The sequence below is a fragment of the Allorhizobium sp. nf9_anc genome, assembly GCF_056323085.1.
The window spans coordinates 3,069,287-3,083,598 of the sequence record NZ_CM150481.1; the positions used below are offsets into that span (position 1 = coordinate 3,069,287).

9 protein-coding genes are annotated in these 14,312 nt (G+C 63.1%); 5 read left to right on the plus strand and 4 right to left on the minus strand.

What is annotated here, in order from left to right:
- Positions 1 to 50: 50 nt before the first annotated feature.
- Positions 51 to 3,740 (plus strand): ATP-binding protein, encoded by a 3,690-nt coding sequence (locus AC02Y0_RS15060; protein ID WP_476379694.1) that lies wholly within the window; start codon positions 51 to 53, stop codon positions 3,738 to 3,740.
- A 21-nt stretch (positions 3,741 to 3,761) separates the two neighbouring features.
- Here AC02Y0_RS15060 and AC02Y0_RS15065 read toward each other — a convergent pair whose 3' ends face one another.
- The 3 genes from AC02Y0_RS15065 to AC02Y0_RS15075 are packed head-to-tail and all read right to left on the minus strand — an operon-like array spanning position 3,762 to position 7,004.
- The gene (locus AC02Y0_RS15065) at positions 3,762 to 4,781 is read right to left on the minus strand and encodes a sensor histidine kinase (protein ID WP_476379697.1); all 1,020 of its coding nucleotides are present in this window, start codon (positions 4,779 to 4,781) and stop codon (positions 3,762 to 3,764) included.
- Positions 4,778 to 5,476, minus strand: a complete 699-nt coding sequence (locus AC02Y0_RS15070; protein ID WP_476379699.1) for a response regulator — start codon at positions 5,474 to 5,476, stop codon at positions 4,778 to 4,780. The genes AC02Y0_RS15065 and AC02Y0_RS15070 overlap by 4 nt, the downstream gene beginning before the upstream one ends.
- A 46-nt stretch (positions 5,477 to 5,522) precedes the next feature.
- Positions 5,523 to 7,004: a DUF4153 domain-containing protein gene (locus AC02Y0_RS15075; RefSeq protein WP_476379701.1), complete on the minus strand. Its 1,482-nt coding sequence runs from the start codon at positions 7,002 to 7,004 to the stop codon at positions 5,523 to 5,525.
- Positions 7,005 to 7,341: 337 nt separating this feature from the next.
- Between AC02Y0_RS15075 and AC02Y0_RS15080 the strand changes: the two genes are divergently transcribed.
- Both AC02Y0_RS15080 and AC02Y0_RS15085 read left to right on the plus strand, forming a co-directional pair.
- The gene (locus AC02Y0_RS15080) at positions 7,342 to 7,983 is read left to right on the plus strand and encodes a LysE family translocator (protein WP_476379703.1); all 642 of its coding nucleotides are present in this window, start codon (positions 7,342 to 7,344) and stop codon (positions 7,981 to 7,983) included.
- A gap of 202 nt (positions 7,984 to 8,185) precedes the next feature.
- Positions 8,186 to 9,760: an ABC transporter permease gene (locus tag AC02Y0_RS15085; protein WP_476384050.1), complete on the plus strand. Its 1,575-nt coding sequence runs from the start codon at positions 8,186 to 8,188 to the stop codon at positions 9,758 to 9,760.
- A 243-nt stretch (positions 9,761 to 10,003) separates the two neighbouring features.
- Here AC02Y0_RS15085 and AC02Y0_RS15090 read toward each other — a convergent pair whose 3' ends face one another.
- Positions 10,004 to 11,956: an acetoacetate--CoA ligase gene (locus tag AC02Y0_RS15090; RefSeq protein WP_476379705.1), complete on the minus strand. Its 1,953-nt coding sequence runs from the start codon at positions 11,954 to 11,956 to the stop codon at positions 10,004 to 10,006.
- Positions 11,957 to 12,105: 149 nt separating this feature from the next.
- Here AC02Y0_RS15090 and AC02Y0_RS15095 point away from each other — a divergent pair, with 149 nt between their 5' ends.
- Both AC02Y0_RS15095 and AC02Y0_RS15100 read left to right on the plus strand, forming a co-directional pair.
- Positions 12,106 to 13,977: an AsmA family protein gene (locus AC02Y0_RS15095; protein WP_476379707.1), complete on the plus strand. Its 1,872-nt coding sequence runs from the start codon at positions 12,106 to 12,108 to the stop codon at positions 13,975 to 13,977.
- Between the two features lie 84 nt (positions 13,978 to 14,061).
- The gene (locus tag AC02Y0_RS15100; RefSeq protein WP_476379709.1) at positions 14,062 to 14,304 is read left to right on the plus strand and encodes a DUF6460 domain-containing protein; all 243 of its coding nucleotides are present in this window, start codon (positions 14,062 to 14,064) and stop codon (positions 14,302 to 14,304) included.
- Positions 14,305 to 14,312: the final 8 nt, after the last annotated feature.

Consider the following 14,312-nt stretch of genomic DNA (forward strand, 5'->3'; position numbering starts at 1 on the left):
ATTAAAAATCTGTTAATTTGCTTGCAGGCCATGAAGTGACAGGTCCCGAAATGCCCGCTCAATATCCGTTTATCGACGTCGCCGTGCACGACCTCATACGACCGCGCCTGGCGCGCGGCGAGGCGCTCGTGCTGTTTGCGCCGCGTCTGGAGCGGGTGCTCTGGTGCAATGGGGCGGGTGCGCGCTTCTTCGGCGCTCAGTCCATCTACGACTTTCTCGAGGAAGGTCCCAATCGCGGCGACATCACCTTCCGGCAAATCGAAACAGCGACCCAGCAGCTGGTGGCGGTGGGCGATACCCGCAGCCTGATGCTGCGCATCAGCTCCGGTTTCCAGAAGGTGCCGGTGACGGCGGTCGCGGAATGCGTGGAAATCCGCAAGGGCGAGCCGACGATCCTGCTCGCCGTGCCGCCGCTCAAGCGGACCGATGGCAGCTTGCGCCAGCTTGCTCTCGAATTGATGAGCGGCTTCGACGATCCCGACACGCATATGGCCGTCCTCGACGGCGACGGCGGTCTGGTCGCGAGCTCCGAAGGTTTTGCCGGCCTTGGCATTACGCCTCAGACGGCGCGTATGCTGGTGAACCTTGTCGAAGCCGATGCCGACCGGTTGGTGAAGCGTCCGATCCCGACCGGCCGCGGCTATCTGCCGGCCGCAATCGGCAAGATCGCCGATGAACCCGGCCTGCATCTCCTGTTCACGGTCGAAACGATCCTCGGTCAGATGGACCCGAGCGACGACTTTTCGAGCGACGCGGATGAAGACCTTCCGATCGCAGTGGCCGAGCCGGTCCGCGCCGACGATACGGTTGCGGATGACGTCAGCGCGCCGTCGGCCGAAGATCTCGACATACAGTCTGCCGATGAGAGCGAAGCGGAAGCTCCAGCCCAGGACGAAGACATGCCCTCGCCGGCCGTGCCATTCGAGAGCGTGATGGCGGCGATCGGCGACATCGAGGAAATCGAGGCCGGAACGGACGATCTGGACGAGATCGATGCTGCTGAGGAAGAAGCGTCGGAAGAGGCTGATGATTTCGTCGAGCCTGAGCTCGAGAGCGTTTCGGTCGAGCCGACGGAGAGCCCGGAGACGCTGAGCGAGGACGCATCTGTTACTGTTGACGTTGTTGCAGAGGAACTCGCTCCGGTCGCCGAGACGGTGCCCGCCCCTCGCCTCGCGGTCCCACCAGTAACGCCTGAACCTGTGGCAGAGGCCGAGCGCTTCATCTTCAGCCAGGACCGGCGCGCGACCCGTTTCGTCTGGAAAATCGATTCGGAAGGCCGCTTCAGTGAGGTCTCCTCCGAGTTTGCCCAGGCCGTCGGCCCGCGCGCGGCCGATATCAACGGGGTTGCCTTCTCGGATCTCGCCGCTCTCTTCAACCTCGATCCCGAGGGCAAGATCGGCGAGTTGCTGAAGAAGCGCGACACGTGGTCGGGCAAGACGATCTACTGGCCGGTCGAAGGAACAACGCTCGTCGTTCCCGTCGATCTCGCGGCCCTGCCGACCTATACGCGCAATCGCGATTTTGACGGTTTCCGTGGCTTCGGCATCGTGCGCGTCGCGGATGCGCAGGAGGATCCCGATGCGATCGGCATGACTTTCGTCGAGCCGGAGGTTTCGGACGACGAGTTGTCGGACGAAGTGCCTTTGACCGACAGCGAACGGGCTGAAGAGCTCGCCGAATTCTTGAGCGAGCTCAGCGAAGGCGAGAACCATCCGCCGGAAGACTTCGTCGAGGAACAGGTTGCAGAAGCTGGTGAGCAGAGGCTCGACGCCCTGGTGGACGACGCGGAAGACAGCGGCGACGACCTGGAGCCTGATTCTGAAGACGACATCGAAGCCGCGCCGACGCACCAAGCCGACGAACCCGCTCCGAGGCCTGCCGGCTTCGAGCCGCCGGTGCTCCGGGTCATGGAACCGCGCAAGCCTGCCATGCCGGACAAGGTGGTGCAATTGCAGGATCATCGTCAGCGCCAGCGCGACAGCCTGACGCCCGGCGAGCAGGCGGCCTTCCAGGAAATCGCGCGCAAGCTCGATCCGCTGGGGCTCCGCGCCAAGGTGGAACAGTCGCTGACGGCGTCGGAACCACCCGTCTTGCGCACTGAGCCGACCGCTCCGGTCGCGAAGGCACCCGAACCGCCGGCAACGCCTGCCGCCCCGATTGCCGCAGTCGAGCCGACTTTGCCGGAACCGCAGATTGAGCGGCCGACGGGCAAGCGCGAGCGTAGTCTGACGGCCGAGATCATTGACCTGATGCCCGTGGCGCTGCTCGTCCATGTCGGCGACCGGCTGATCCATGCCAATCCTGAATTCTTCAGCCTCACCGGCTACAAGACACTTGCCGAGCTCGACGAGGCCGGTGGTCTCGACACGCTGATACAGCGCCGTGATCTCGAAACACCCGGCGACGAGGCGGGTCAGGTTGTGGCACTCTGTGCCGATGATCGCCTGTTGCCGGTCACTGCCCGACTGCAGTCGGTGCGTTTCGAGGAAACGAGCGCGCTGATGCTGGCGCTGATCGCCCAGCCGGAACTGCAGACGCAACCGGAGCCGGATGCCGAGCCGGCAGCGGTCACACCAGCGCCTGTCACGGCGCCGGTCCAGACAGTGGAAGTCGCCCGCCTCAAGGTGGAAGTGGACGAGCTGCGCTCGATCCTGGAGACGGCGACCGATGGCGTCGTCATCCTCGATGCCGATGGCGATATCCGCTCGATGAACCGGGCGGCAAGCGCGCTGTTCAACTTCGACGACATGGAAACGCGCGGCAAGCCGTTTGTCATGCTGTTTGCCCATGAAAGCCAGAAGTCGATCCTCGACTATCTGAACGGGCTTTCCGGTCATGGTGTTGCAAGCGTCTTGAACGACGGGCGTGAAGTGATCGGCCGCGAGGCCTCCGGTGGCTTCCTGCCGCTGTTCATGACGATCGGGCGCCTGAACTCGTCGAACGGTTACTGCGCCGTCATCCGTGACATCACCCAGTGGAAACGCACTGAAGAAGAATTGCGCAATGCCAAGCGAGCGGCCGAGACGGCAAACGCGCACAAGACCGACTTCCTCGCCCGTGTCAGCCACGAGATCCGCACGCCGCTCAACGCGATCATCGGCTTTGCCGACATGATGGCGAACGAGCATTTCGGCCCGGTCGGTCATCCGCGCTACGGCGAATATGCCCATGACATCGTGCGCTCTGGCCGCCACGTGCTCGACATCGTCAACGACCTCTTGGACATCTCGAAAATCGAAGCCGGGGAGATGGAGCTCGACTTCTCCTCCGTGGGCTTGAACGAGATGGTGCAGGCGGCGGTGTCGATCGTGCAGCCGCAGGCGAACAGCCAGCGCGTGATCATCCGCACGGCTTTGTCGCAGGCCGTTCCGAACGTCGTGGCCGATGGCCGCTCGATCAAGCAGATCGTGCTCAATATTCTCGCCAACGCGATCCGCTTCACGCCGTCCGGCGGGCAGATCATCGTGTCGTCCGCTTATGAACCGAACGGCAGCGTGGTGCTCCGGATCCGTGACACAGGCATCGGCATGTCGCGTAGCGAGCTGGAGCAGGCGATGAAGCCGTTCCGCCAGGTCTCGACCGGCACGCCGCGCAATCGTGGCGACGGCACGGGTCTTGGCCTGCCGCTCACCAAGGCCATGGTCGATGCGAACCGGGCACAGTTTGCGATCTCCTCGACGCCGAACGAAGGCACATTGGTCGAGGTGACCTTCCCCTCGCCGCGCGTGCTGGCCGATTGAGGTCTGTGCGGGCGGCGCATATCAGGCGTCGCGTGGCATCCTGATTTCGAAGGCAGCGCCGTTTCGATACGCCGGATCGAGGCGGATCGTCGCTCCGTGGGCGGCAAGGACTGCCTCGACGATCCGGAGCCCCATGCCCGTTCCGCCCTCCTCTGCGCGGGTTGTGAAGAAGGGGCGGAAGATGGCGTCTGCACTCTCCATGGGAATACCGGATCCATTGTCTTCGATGCGGAGACAAAGCCCGCCCGCGTCTTCCCTCAGGGTGAGGGTCAGGCGTGTCGCACCGTGCTGGAGCGCGTTTTCCGCCAGGTTCGCCAAAGCGATCGTTGTCGCCTCGACCGGCAAGGGGATCGACCATGATCCGGCTCCGTCGTCGACAATCTGCAGATCCGGGAAGCGGCCAGTGAGTGTCGCGACGACGCCGGAAAGCTGCGAACTGCCGCCGGCAACGGGCGTCTCGGCATGGGCCAGCTCGCGCAGGCGGATCAGCAAACGATCAAGGCGGCGAGCGTCGGAGACGATATTGTCGAGAAACAGGCGCCGCTGCGCTGGCGTCATCGGCTCGCTGTCCGTCTCGCTCTCCCGCAACAGTTCTGCCGCACCGGCGATGGCGGTCAGCGGCGACTTAAGTTCATGGGAGACATGGGCGGCGAAGGTTCGGACATAGTCCGTTCGCTCGACCAGATCGCAAGCGAGATCGAAAATGCCTTGGGAAAGCGTGGCAACCTCTCGGGTGCCATAACTTTCGAGCGGGCGGATGGCTTCGCGACCATCGAGAGCAATCTCCCGGCTGCGCGCGACGAGGGCATCGAGCGGGGCCTTGATTGCACGGACGAGCACGTAGCCGATGACCATGGTGAAGGCGAGGACGACGCAAAGGGCTCCGAGCTCCGTGATGCTCAGAGGTTTCACATCGAGTGCCGCCGGGCGAAACCAGGCCAGCAGGAGGACGGGAAGAGCCATCACCGTCAACAGGACGGAATAGATGACAAGCGCCAGCGGTGGACGCCATTTGGGAATGATGATCAGGCGTGATGTCATGATGTGGCACCGGCCTGGTGAAAGCGGAAGCCGACCCCGTGCACGGTCGCAATGACCGGCTGGGCGGTAACTTCGGCGGCTTTGGCGCGAATGTTGCGGATGTGGCTGTCGATGGTGCGGTCGGAGACATGGACGCCGGGATCGTAGGCCGCCTGCATCAGCTGCTCGCGGGTGAAGACCATGGCAGGCCTGGTCATCAGGGCGTCAAGGATGGCGAATTCGAGGGCCGTCACCTGGAGAGCGCAACCGGCCAGATGAACCGTTCGCCCTGCCCGATCGAGCACGACCTCACCCACAGTGAGCACTGCGGAAGCGTCGGCGGCGCCATTGCCCGTCCCTGTGCGCTTGAGAATAGCCTTGATGCGGGCGATCAGTTCGCGCGGGCTGAAGGGCTTCGTCACATAATCGTCGCCGCCCATTTCAAGACCGAGGATGCGATCGATCTCCTCGTCGCGCGCCGACAGGAACAGGATCGGCAGGGCGGAGGTCTTGCGGATTTCCCGGCAGACCTCGAGGCCGTCAATGTCCGGCAGACCAACGTCGAGCACGACGAGATCGGGACGGGCGCGACGAAAGGCAGTGAGAGCTTCCTGGCCCGACCGGGCGACGACGGGCCGCATACCGGCGCGCTCAATGGCAAAGCAGATGACATCGCGGATATGCGGCTCGTCGTCGACCACCATTATCTGCTGCATGTCTCCGTCCCCTCCCCGCGTCTTCCGTCTGCCTGACCTCATGCTCTTAATCTGCCGTCCCGAACCTGGCGAGGTAATTTTCGAGCCTCTGGGCCCGCCATGTCCAGCTGCGCCAATCGCGCGAGCGGATCTTGAAATCGAAGAGAAGGTCGCTGCGCAGTGCTTTCATGCGCGCCAGCTTGAATTGGGGAATGTGGTGAAACGAAGCGCGTTCGAGATAGAAATCGATCGCCGGGAGGGCCGTCGGACCGAGGGAGCGCAGATAGTAATCATCGAGCCACACGCCGCCACCATCCAGATCGCTGGAATGCTCGACATTGTAGCTTGCGACTAGGGCTGGAATATCGGTGACGGCCACCCCGTAGAGCACCACGAGCAGGCTCGCGCCGTTCGTCGCAAAGAGCCAGAGGTTGCTCTTGTTGAAGAGGATCCGCATCATGATCAGGGCAAGGCCAATAGCGACCAGAAGCATCCAGAGGCCTGCGGCCACGCGCATGCCGGTCAGCGAAAAGGCTTCGACATAGAGGTCGAGCCGCAGAATCGCTGAAATGCAGAGCAGGATGTTCTGGCCGATCCAGAGATAGACCAGGCCCCGGATCAGGCGCGCGCGGGCGCCATCTTCGCCGCGCCCAATGGCCACCAGCACGAAGAGGGCGGCGAGCAGCGCCGTGACCACCAGCGGATAGGCGCCGCGATGGGCGTATTGGGCATGGGACATGCCCTCCGGCAGGTCGAGACCGCCCCAGAGATAGGCCGCGTCCAGAACGGTCTGGATGGCGAAAAGCAGGTTGAAGAGCAGAAGCGCCCGGAGCACGACGGGCTCGCTGATATGCGAGGCGCTGCCGATGCGGATGTCTTTGTCAGCGCGGTTGCGGTAGCAGCGACGGGCGAGCTTCGGGCGCAGGAGCACCCAGACCATGACGGCCATCACCAGCCAGAGGAAGATGCGCTGGATGTTGATGTAGGACAGGAGCGCCGCGAGGTCGATCGCATGAAGGGCGCGCTCAATCAGGGGATTGGCGCCAGCGAAGAGACCGACGAAAATGGTGCCGAGCGCCAGCGGCAAGACCCAGAAGCGAAGCTCAGTGCCGATGCCGCGGGCGGTTGCCGGGATCGTTCCGGCCGTCATCAGCCGTCCCGTGCCACGGATGGTTCGAAGCGGGATCGCCAGTGTGAACCTCGCCAGGACGGCGGGAATGGCGGAGGGCAACCGCGGCAGCAGACCTGCCGCCGCCAGCGCCAGCAGGGTGATCGCAAAGGCCGATACAATCCGCGACGAAAGCGTTGCGGCTTCGATCATCGGGAGCGTGCATAGAAGCGTCAGCAAGGCGAAACGCACCACTCTCGTCGGGCTGACCACTCGCGCCACCTGCACGATGGAGGCCACAAGCAGCAGGCAGAACACGAAGCGATTGATGCCGGGCTCCTGGCGGAAGAACAGGAAGTCTGCGGAAACGACCAAGCCGACAAGCAGGAGAGGAGCGAGATGCCCCTTCAATCGCGGGAGAAGGGAATGACTGTTCGGCACATTGTGCTCCTGTGTTCTTTCGATGGGAGGCTGAGGGACGCGCATTTGGACGCTGCTTCTGGATGATCGGGGTGCGGATGCGGTGGTTCATCCACGAGCCACCAGCCCTCGCGAATGAGGCGAGCCGGCAAGCGGGGGACGGGGAAATCGGGATCGTTGCGGAGTGAGGTCATGGGCGCAGAATGCAGACGGTGTTTGCAGATCCTGTGCAGATGGCGCGCAGCTTGTGAGGATTAGTCCTGGCGTGACCGACCGTTGCAGACGACTTGCCAGCGCGCGTTGCGCCCAATAGCCTCTGACCTTATTCAAGCGGACCACGGGCGGAGACGATATCGGCATGACAACCTTCAGCGTTCTCCTCGGCATCATGATCGCGATCGGGATCGGCGCGATGAGTCCCGGCCCGAGCTTCGTGCTTGTGTCGCGCATATCGGTGGGGAATTCCCGCCTGCATGGCCTCGCGGCGGCAATCGGCATGGGCCTTGGCGGGGCGTTCTTCGCCGTCCTGGCACTGGCCGGTCTCGTTGCGCTTCTGGAAAAGGTCGAGTGGCTCTATCTTGTTCTCAAATGCGCCGGCGGGCTCTACCTGGTCTATCTCGGCATCGCCATCTGGCGTGGCGCACGTGAACCGATTGAGCTTGCCTCTGCCAATGGACGCGGCCCGCTCAGTGTGCCGCGCGCGCTCGTTCTCGGTCTCGTCACCCAGGTCAGCAATCCGAAGACCGCCGTGGTCTATGCCAGCATCTTCGCCGCGCTCATGCCGCAGGAACCGCCCCTGGCGCTCGTTCTCTCCCTGCCTCCCCTGATCCTGCTGATTGAAGCCGGATGGTACGCCGTGGTCGCGATCGCATTTTCAGCGCCGCGGTCGCAGCGCGCCTATCTCAACGGAAAGCTCTGGGTCGACCGGCTGGCGGGAGCCGTGATCGGCGCGCTCGGGCTTCGGCTGATTGGCGAAAGTCTGGCGGTCCTGCGCAGGTAAGACAGGCGTGACCTTCCGGCAGGTTTCCATCGCTGCCGCTTTCGGCTAGAGGAAAGCCATTCCCGCATTTGCAAGGGCCGAACGCTTGTCCACACTCCCGCGCCCGGGCACAGCCCACCCCGCCATTTCCTCCGGTGCACCCGCCGGAAAGCGGATTGGTACGGCGACCATCGCCGCACTGATTGCTGCCGCGATCGTCTCCATGCCTATCGTCGCCATCTTCGTCATCGGCTTTTCGGCGGACCCTGAGAACTGGCGGCACATGATGACGAATGTCATCCCTCGGGCCGGGATCCGCACCTTCTGGCTTCTGCTATTCACCGGGATCGTCACGGCTGTTGTCGGCATCGGGAGTGCCTGGCTGGTCGCGGCTTGCGAGTTTCCGCTGCGGCGGCTCCTCTCTCCGGCGCTGGTGCTGCCGCTGGCCATTCCATCCTATCTGGCAGCCTATGCTTTCGGCGAATTTCTCGATTTCACAGGGCCAGTGCAGACCGGATATCGAGCGCTGTTCGGCTACACCTCGTCCCGCGAGTACAGTTTCTTCGACGTGAAGTCGCTTTCGGGTGCCGTGCTGGTCATGTCCGCGGTGCTTTACCCTTACGTCTATCTCGCCTGCCGCTCGATGTTCCTGATGCAGGGCCGCGCGGCAGCGGATGTGGCCCGCACGCTCGGCTCCAGCCCCTTGCGGGTCTTTGCCCGCATCCAGGTGCCGATGGCGCGGCCAGCCATCATGATCGGCCTGACGCTGGTGATGATGGAGACGCTGAACGATATCGGTGCGGTGGAATATCTCGGCGTGCAGACGCTGACCTTCTCGGTCTACGACACCTGGCTCAATCGGGGCAGCCTTGCCGGTGCGGCGCAGATTGCCTGCGTGATGCTGGTGATCGTTGCGGGTCTGCTGATCGTCGAGCGCATGGCGCGGCGACGTCAGCGTTTCACGAGCCACAAGACAACAGCCGTCGTGCCGGATGCGGTGCGGCTTCGGCTGACCGGAATGAAGGCGGCGTTGGCCGTGCTCTTCTGCACCGTCCCGATCCTGATCGGCTTCTTCGTGCCCGTCTTCGTGCTCGGTGGATTTGCCCTGCGGCGTGTCGAGGATTTTCTCGAACCGCGCCTCCTGGACGCGCTCTGGCATTCGACGCTGGTCTCGTCCGCGGCGGCGCTGATCACGGTGGTTCTGGCCTTTGTCTTGTCCTATGCCGCACGCACTGATCGCTCGCGTCTCGCCAAGGGGGCCGGACGGCTGGCCGCCCTCGGCTACGGCATTCCCGGCACCGTGCTCGGCATCGGCGTACTGATCCCGCTTGCGGCCTTCGACAATGCGCTGGATGGCTGGCTGCGCCAGAGCTTCGGTATTTCGACTGGCCTTCTGCTCTCGGGCACGGGCTTTGCCATTGTCTATGCCTATACCGTGCGCTTCCTGACCATGGCCGAGGGGACCGTCGATGCGGGCTTCCAGAAGCTCTCACCGCATCTGGACATGGCGGCCCGGACGCTTGGTCGATCGGGTCTGCAGACGCTCCGGCAGGTGCTTCTGCCAAACCTGCGACCGGCGGTTTTGACGGCTGCCCTACTGGTGTTCATCGAGACGCTGAAAGAGCTTTCGGCAACGATCCTGCTCAGGCCCTTCAACTTCAATACGCTCGCCACCCTCGTCTACGAAGATGCCTCGCGCGGCATGGCGCAGGACGCGTCCGTGGCCGCGATGATCATCATTGCGGCGGGCCTCATTCCCGTCATCCTGGTGTCGCGCTCACTCGACGAGAAGCGCTGATCGGCTTCATCTCGAATAAAAAAAGGGCGGCCGAAGCCGCCCTTAGTCAATGCTGTCGAACCGGAGTGGTCGAGCGATCGACATTCTGTCGGAGGCGAGGCCTCGCCGTGTCTGATCGCGCATCTCCAAGTTGGGCTCAGTCTTGCCGAATGCCAGTTAAGAGAAACTTACCGGGCGGGCCGCCCGGCTACCCAACATTTGAGGTATTGCCCTGAAATTGCTGTGTTTCGGGACAGATTTTCGTCAGGAGCGCAGCTGTGGGAGGTCGGCGAAAAGGGAAAGCGCTTCCGGATTGGCGAGTGCTTCCTTGTTCTTGACCGGGCGCCCATGCACCACTTCGCGCACTGCGAGTTCGACGATCTTGCCGGATTTGGTGCGGGGGATGTCCTCAACCTGAATGATCTTGGCGGGCACATGGCGGGGCGATGCGCCGGTGCGGATCTTGGTCTTGATCTGCTTGTCGAGGTCTTCCGTCAGGCTGAGCCCTGGCGCCAGACGCACGAAGAGAATGACGCGCACGTCGTCCTCCCAGTCCTGACCGATGCAGAGCGCCTCGACCACTTCGTCCAACTGCTCGACCTGGTTATAGATCTCCGCCGTGCCGATCCGCACGCCGCCGGGGTTGAGCGTCGCATCGGAACGGCCGTGGATGACGAGGCCATGATGCTCCGTCCATTCGGCGAAATCGCCATGGCACCAGATGTTGTCGAAGCGCTCGAAATAGGCTGCCCGGTATTTGGCTCCATCGGGATCATTCCAGAACATGACCGGCATGGAGGGGAAGGCGCTCGTGCAGACGAGCTCGCCCTTTTCACCGCGTACCGGCTTGCCGTCATCATCCCAGACATCGACGGCGAGGCCGAGACCCGGGCCCTGTATCTCTCCGCGCCAGACGGGCTTCAGCGGATTTCCAAGCACGAAGCAGGAGACGATGTCGGTGCCGCCGGAGATCGAGGCGAGCTGGATATCGTCGCGGATCCCTTCGTAGACGAAGGAGAAGCCTTCGGGCGAGAGTGGCGAACCGGTCGAGGTCATCAGCCTCAGGCTCGACAGATTGTGCGAGGTCTTCGGCGTCAGCCCACCCTTGCGCACTGCGTCGATGTATTTGGCCGAGGTGCCGAAGATCGCGAAACTCTCGTCGGCGGCATAGTCGAAAAGCACGTTGCCGTCGGGATAGAAGGGCGAGCCGTCATAAAGGCAGAGGGTTGCGCCACAGGCGAGGCCGGACACCAGCCAGTTCCACATCATCCAGCCGCAGGTGGTGAAGTAGAAGAGCTTCTCACCGGCCTGTAGGCCACAGTGGAAGCGGTGTTCTTTCAGCTGCTGCAACAGGGTGCCGCCGGCGGAATGCACGATGCATTTCGGGACGCCGGTCGTGCCGGAGGAAAAGAGGATGTAGATCGGGTGGGAAAACGGCAGACGGCGGTATTCGATATCCCGGACGGAGAAATCAGAGATGAACTGGTCGAAGCTGCGACCATCCGGCAGTCGGGTAAGGAGTGCTTCGGTGTCACCGGCATAGGGTACGACCAGGACCGGGACGTCGAGCTTGGCGGCGACGTTGACGATCTTGTCCGCCACGTCCTGGCGCTTGCCATTGTACCAGTAGCCATCGCAGGCGATGAAGAGCTTGGGCTCGATCTGGCCGAAGCGGTCCAGCACGCCCTGGTCGCCGAAATCGGGCGAGCAGGAAGACCAGATGGCACCGAGCGACGTCGCCGCCAGCATCAGGGCCACGGTTTCAGGCATGTTCGGCATCATGGCCGCGACACGGTCGCCCTCGCCGATACCCATGGCTGCAAGCGCCTGTTGAAGGCGGGAGACCGTGGCGGTGAGGCGCGACCAGGACCAGCGGTCCGAGACCTTGTTCTCGCCCCGGAAGATCAGCGCATCGCCATCGCCGGCATGGGCCAGGAGGTTTTCAGCAAAGTTGATCTGCGCCTTTGGGAAGAAGCGTGCCTTGAGCATATCGCCATCATCGGCGAGTGCGAGATCCCCCTTGTCTCCTACCACACCGCAATAGTCCCAGACGGCCGACCAGAAGGACGCACGGTCCTCGATGGACCAGGCGTAGAATGCGTCGTAGTCGGCGAAGCTCAGTCCCTCGCGGGTGGCGCACCAGGCCATGAAATGGGTCAGGGGCTGTGCCGCCTTGAAAGCGTCGGACGGCGTCCAAAGGGGTACCTGTTCAGTCATTCCGCTCCTCCTCGTCATGTCTTTTCTATAGCATACCGCAATGCGATACAAAGCCGTGAAACCAATGGACGACCGTCCATTCGTTGCACGGGCGGCGGAATTCCTATATCCGCCACAAGAACTAGACGAAGCTCTTGGACACGGCCAGAATGACATTCTTGCGACGCGCCGGACAATCTGAAAGCCCTGGATCCGCAGGCCGTGGCCGTCGTACCCGACGGCTGCTGAAGCTCGGGCTTGTGGTGCTGGCTCTGGGCGCCATCGTCTCCATCTCCTTGCGCGTCGCTGCCCCCTATCTGATTTCGAGCTCGGTGGTGCGCTCGGCGATCGAGTCCGCCATGGCGCAATGGGCGGGCCACCCGGTGTCCATCGAGGATGTTTCGGAACTGCGCTTCTGGCCGCGGCCCGAGGTGACCATTGAAGGCGTGACCATCCGGCGTGACGATCTGCCTTTCGTCGAGATCGAGAGCCTCACTGCCGAGTTCAGCCTGTTGTCCGCGGTGAAAGGTCAGCCCGATTTCAACGACTTCCGTTTCGAGCGCCCGCGGATACGGATCGAGCGGGATATCGATGGTCGGCTGGACTGGAGTGGCGACGGGCTTTTGAACGCCGCCGTCCGGAGCGCGCAGACCGGGCAGGTGGACGAGCCGCTACGAGACGGGGCGGATGAACCGGAGATCGGATCGATCGAGATCATCGATGGCGAGGTGACCCTGATCGATGCGAAGAGCGGCTCGACGATCGTGGCTGATGGGATGAATGCCAAGATCGATTGGCCGCGTCTGACGGCGGCTCTTTCCGGTCAGGCGACGTTCACTGTTGCAGAGCGTCGGATGTCACTCACCCTGGCCACGCCGACCCCGCTGCTTCTGCTCGGGGGTGCTGCCAGCGAGGTAGACCTTTCCGCCACGCTTCCCGGCCTCAGCGGGCAGGTCAAAGGCTTGATCGACCTCAACCAATCGAGCCTGGATGAGGCAGATCTTGAGCTGCGCATCACGGACGTGCCGCAGGCCGCCGCAGCACTCGGACTGCGACTTGCAGGCACCGAACGGTGGCAAACCGCCTCGCTCACCGCGCAGGTAACGAATGCCGAGGAAGAGTGGCGGTTCGACAACCTGGCATTCGAAATCAATGACAGTCGCGGCGACGGCAGTCTGACTCTCAAGAAGCGGGGCGATGGAAAGCCGCTTCTGAGCGGAACGGTGGCCGTAGACCTGCTCAATCTCGACGATTTCCTGCAGGCGCTGTCGATCAGCCTTGAGGATCGCACCGATGTGCGGCTGCCGAGCCTCACTCGCTGGGTCGACGTCGACATGCGGCTCTCTGCCAATTCCGCGACATTCGCGAGCTTTCAGCTCGAAGACCTCGGCGCAAGCCTCATCGGTGGCAACGAGTCCCTGAAGCTGGTGATCGGAGACACGCAATTGATGGGCGGCACCTTGTCCGCGCTGCTCAGCGGCAGCGGCGAAGGCTTCGACAAGGGGGCTGATATCGCCATCATGCTGGACCGCGTCGATCTGGGATCGCTGATGTCCCGGGTGGCGCCTGCAAGCCTTTCGCTCAAAGGCATCGGGTCGGTGACGCTCAATGCCAAGTTGGTGGGGCCCGGATGGCGTCGCAATATCGAGGCGATGTCCGGCAGTCTCAGCATCCGTGCCGACAATGGCGCACTCCTCGGTTTCAACGCAGACGGGCTGCGACGCTTGTCGTCCGATCGGGCCTATTTCCAGCTGAGTGCTGCCGGTTCGGGAGAATTCGACTATCAGACGCTGGACATAGCCGTCCGGTTTTCGGACGGGTCGGCGGAAGTGGGCAAGGCGCAGATCGTCGGCGAGACAGGGACCTTCGTCCTTTCCGGGATCATCCCCTATAGCCGTCAGGCCCTTGCCCTGACGGGCACGCTTTCGCAGCCGGGGGCAGTACCGCAATCGGATTCGCCACCCTTGCGCTTCTTCATCGGTGGAGCGTGGCATGACCCCGTGATCTCGCCGATCCCGCCCGTTCCCGCCACGGGTCAATAAAGGTCTCGCCCTGCCCTCACCTGCTGTTTCATTCGAGACTGCAAATACTAGAATGGACCGAGTCGGGGATCCGGGGGACGAGACGTGCAGTCAGTGTTATCGGGGTTTTTCAAACTGGCGCTAGCCTCGCTGCTGGCCGGCAGTCTGTTGTCGTTCTTCGGCATCACCCCGAGGGCGGTGCTCGACAGCATGGGCGTGACGGCGGAAGACCTGCACAATGGCATCATATCGGCCTTTGCCTGGGCCGCGCCGCGCATGGTGATGGGGGCAGTTGTCATCCTGCCGATCTGGCTCACCACCTATCTCCTGATGCCGCCCCGGGGTTGACCGGGGCA